The organism is Pontibacter sp. BAB1700 (genome assembly GCF_000277005.1).
GTDB classification, from domain to species: Bacteria; Bacteroidota; Bacteroidia; order Cytophagales; family Hymenobacteraceae; genus Pontibacter; species Pontibacter lucknowensis.
The window spans coordinates 1-3502 of record NZ_AKIS01000243.1; the positions used below are offsets into that span (position 1 = coordinate 1).

A 3502-nucleotide genomic window follows, 5' to 3' on the forward strand; every position below is an offset into this window, starting at 1 on the left:
TATAGGTAGTAGGTATAGGTATAGGTATAGGTATAGGTATAGGTATAGGTATAGGTATAGGTATAGGGGAGGGCTATAAACGCAAAAAGCCCTTGCTTTCACAAGAGCTTTTAAGCGGTCTGGACGGGACTCGAACCCGCGACCTCCGCCGTGACAGGGCGGCATTCTAACCAACTGAACTACCAGACCAATAATTTGAAAAAAATCAGAGTCATCTACTCTGAAAAATAAACCGCAGTTTAAATCTGCGGTCTGGACGGGACTCGAACCCGCGACCTCCGCCGTGACAGGGCGGCATTCTAACCAACTGAACTACCAGACCAAAATCTTGAAATTAGCAGAGTCATTTACTCTACCTTGTGTTTAACCGCAGGGGTTTAAGCTGCGGTCTGGACGGGACTCGAACCCGCGACCTCCGCCGTGACAGGGCGGCATTCTAACCAACTGAACTACCAGACCAAATGTTTTTCGATAACGCTATCCGTTAAAGTGTCACAAATGTAGAGGGTAAATTTTGATTCTGCAAGTGTAGGTACACATTTTGGTGCTATATTTTTGCCTTAAAAACGTAACTTGCTCAAAACCAAATATTCTTTTTTTGTAATAGACGATAATTTTCGAAGATTGGCAATTCCGTAACTGTAATCTATTAAATTTGTGCTTCAATCAGCAATGAGGAATTATGCTTTTGGATTTTGAACAACCTATAGCGGCCCTGGAGGGCAAACTGCAGGAAATGAAAAAACTGGCCAGCGAAAGCCAGGTAGACGTTTCGGAAGCAGTCAAAGCGCTTGAAGAAAAAATAAAGACGCTCAAGAAAGAGACCTATGCCAACCTGACCCGTTGGCAGCGTGTGCAGCTTTCGCGCCACCCAGACAGACCTTATACCCTGGATTATATTGCAGGTTTAACATCTAAGTTTGTGGAGTTGCACGGTGATCGTACCGTAAGTGACGACAAAGCCATGGTAGGTGGGTTTGGTGAAATAGATGGGCGCAGCGTTATGTTTATCGGTCAGCAAAAAGGCCGTAACACGAAGCAGCGCCAGATGCGCAACTTTGGTATGGCCAACCCGGAAGGATATCGCAAGGCGCTCCGTCTCATGAAAATGGCTGAGAAGTTTGGCCGTCCGATCGTTACTTTCATCGATACTCCTGGTGCCTTTCCAGGTCTGGAGGCCGAGGAGCGTGGACAGGGTGAGGCAATTGCCCGCAACCTGAAAGAGATGTTCATGCTGAAAGTACCGGTAATCTGTATCATTATAGGAGAGGGCGCCTCTGGCGGTGCTTTGGGTATAGCCATTGGCGACCGTGTTATGATGCTGGAGAACACCTGGTACTCTGTTATTTCTCCTGAATCCTGCTCGTCAATTTTGTGGCGCAGCTGGAACTACAAAGAGCAAGCCGCCGAAGCCTTGAAGCTAACAGCAACCGACATGCTGCAACACAAGCTGATTGATGGTATTATCAAGGAACCGCTAGGTGGAGCGCACACAGAACCAGACAAAATGATGCGTACCCTTAAGAAGGAGATCTGCAAAATGCTGGATGAGCTGGACGGAATAGCCCCTGAAGACCGCATCATGCAGCGCATCGAAAAGTTTTCTGCCATGGGTGTGGTTCAGGAAGGCTGAAATTGAGTTTTTTGACTTTGAGAATTCCTGAATACCGGTTTCTCACATAGCAAATATATAAGAGGTGGCAGCCTGCAGAGGTTTTGCCACCTCTTTTTGTTTTGGTAACTTTAGGCAGATGACAGTAACCATTCGTTAATACAGCAGTAAAAAGCGGTGGTTGCTATGCTAACTCTTAATCACTCCAACACTATAGAATTATGAAACTACACGTGATCGATACAGGATTTTTTAAGCTGGACGGAGGTGCCATGTTTGGCGTAGTACCCAAATCTCTGTGGCAGCGTACTAATCCGGCCGATGAAAATAATTTATGTACCTGGGCGATGCGCTGCCTGCTCATCGAGGACGGAGACCGGCTCATCCTGATCGACAATGGCATTGGCGACAAACAGGATGCAAAGTTCTATAGTCACTACTACCTGCACGGTGACGCCACGCTCGAAAAGTCCCTTCATGCTGCCGGCTTTTCCCATAGCGACATAACTGATGTCTTTCTGTCGCACCTGCATTTTGATCACTGTGGCGGTGGCGTAAAATATAAAAATAACGACGGGGCCCTGGAGCTTGTGTTTCCGAATGCTACCTACTGGTCTAATACCGATCACTGGAAATGGGCAACAGAGCCGAATGCCCGTGAGAAAGCGTCTTTTTTGAAAGAAAACATTTTGCCGATGCAGGAGAGCGGACATTTACAGTTCGTCGATCCCAATAAACCATCGCCTTTCCCGCAGTTTGATATCTTTTATGCTGACGGGCATACCGACAAAATGATGGTACCGATCATCTCTTACAAAGGCCGTAAAGTGGCCTTCATGGCTGATCTGCTGCCCTCGACAGGGCATATTCCACTGCCTTATGTCATGGGTTACGACACAAGGCCACTGCTGACACTGGATGAGAAAGCCCGGTTTCTGAATATGGCAGCCGACGAGAACTTCGTGCTATACCTGGAGCATGACGCCGTGAATGAATGCTGCACTGTGCAACACACTGAAAAAGGTGTGAGGCTTGATACAACTTTCTCACTGAGCGAACTTTAATGAAGCGTATAGGGCTGGCACTTTCAGGAGGTGCTGCCAGGGGCATTGCTCATTTGGGTGTGCTCAAGGCTTTTGACGAATTAGGTATAAAGCCATCCATACTTTCAGGAGTGAGTTCTGGCGCTATAGTGGGCGTGTTCTATGCGGCCGGCTATAGCCCCGATGACACACTGCGTCTCATCAAGGAGCTGCGCATCTATCGTATCATGCGGCTGGCCATTGGGCAGGTGGGCATCCTGCATCTCGACGAAGTAGAAAAGCTTTACCACCGCTACCTGGGTGATCAGGCCACTTTCGAGGACCTGGCTATCCCTGTCATCATAGGGCAACAGATATGCATGCTGGTGTGACCGTTAATTTTTCGAGTGGAAATCTTATAAAACCCCTGATCGCCTCTTCTGCAGTGCCTGTCCTGTATAGACCGGTACAGTATGAGGGGATGTTGCTCAATGACGGCGGTTTGCTGGACAATCTGCCTTTGGAAGCCCTGACAGGAAAGTGTGACTTTAAAATAGGTGTGCACAGTAATCCACTTAATCACGATGCTCGCATTACCAGCCTTCGGAGCATGATTGAGCGGACGGCTCACCTTGCGATAAATAACAACGTACAATTACGTCGCCACCTCTGTGATTTTTTCATAGAGCCACCCGCGTTAAAGTATTACAGACTGATGAGTTTCAGTAAAGCAGATGAGCTTTTTGAGGTCGGTTATACCTACACGATGAGCATTAAAAAAGAGCTATTGCAGGTAACTATTTCAGCCTAGTGGAATAGGTAAAAAAAAATTTCTTTATCTGATGTTATTTTGTTAATTATTAAAAGA

At 47.1% G+C, this 3502-nt stretch carries 4 protein-coding genes and 3 tRNA genes; 4 read left to right on the forward strand and 3 right to left on the reverse strand.

The genetic code is table 11. From position 1 onward, the window contains the following. Nucleotides 1-115 precede the first annotated feature (115 nt). The 3 genes from O71_RS20830 to O71_RS20840 form a co-directional block, all read right to left on the reverse strand. Nucleotides 116-189, reverse strand: a tRNA-Asp gene (locus O71_RS20830). Nucleotides 190-248: 59 nt separating this feature from the next. Beyond that, nucleotides 249-322: transfer RNA gene (locus tag O71_RS20835), tRNA-Asp, on the reverse strand. A gap of 63 nt (nucleotides 323-385) precedes the next feature. Next, nucleotides 386-459: transfer RNA gene (locus O71_RS20840), tRNA-Asp, on the reverse strand. Nucleotides 460-682: 223 nt separating this feature from the next. Here O71_RS20840 and O71_RS20845 point away from each other — a divergent pair. The 4 genes from O71_RS20845 to O71_RS26175 all read left to right on the forward strand — a co-directional run bounded on the left by O71_RS20845 (nucleotide 683) and on the right by O71_RS26175 (nucleotide 3445). Beyond that, nucleotides 683-1633, forward strand: a complete 951-nt coding sequence (locus O71_RS20845; RefSeq protein ID WP_007661175.1) for an acetyl-CoA carboxylase carboxyltransferase subunit alpha — start codon at nucleotides 683-685, stop codon at nucleotides 1631-1633. A 200-nt stretch (nucleotides 1634-1833) separates the two neighbouring features. Further along, on the forward strand, nucleotides 1834-2676 hold the full coding sequence (locus tag O71_RS20850) for an MBL fold metallo-hydrolase (RefSeq protein ID WP_040575071.1): 843 nt from the start codon (nucleotides 1834-1836) through the stop codon (nucleotides 2674-2676). Beyond that, nucleotides 2676-3026, forward strand: a complete 351-nt coding sequence (locus tag O71_RS26170) for a patatin-like phospholipase family protein (protein ID WP_237717932.1) — start codon at nucleotides 2676-2678, stop codon at nucleotides 3024-3026. The genes O71_RS20850 and O71_RS26170 overlap by 1 nt, the downstream gene beginning before the upstream one ends. Further along, on the forward strand, nucleotides 3011-3445 hold the full coding sequence (locus O71_RS26175) for a patatin-like phospholipase family protein (protein WP_237717933.1): 435 nt from the start codon (nucleotides 3011-3013) through the stop codon (nucleotides 3443-3445). The genes O71_RS26170 and O71_RS26175 overlap by 16 nt, the downstream gene beginning before the upstream one ends. Nucleotides 3446-3502: the final 57 nt, after the last annotated feature.

Coding starts and splice junctions, on each gene's coding strand:
- O71_RS20845 (WP_007661175.1), top strand. CDS start 683: ATGCTTTTGGATTTTGAACAACCTATAGCGGCCCTGGAGGGCAAACTG.
- O71_RS20850 (WP_040575071.1), top strand. CDS start 1,834: ATGAAACTACACGTGATCGATACAGGATTTTTTAAGCTGGACGGAGGT.
- O71_RS26170 (WP_237717932.1), top strand. CDS start 2,676: ATGAAGCGTATAGGGCTGGCACTTTCAGGAGGTGCTGCCAGGGGCATT.
- O71_RS26175 (WP_237717933.1), top strand. CDS start 3,011: ATGCATGCTGGTGTGACCGTTAATTTTTCGAGTGGAAATCTTATAAAA.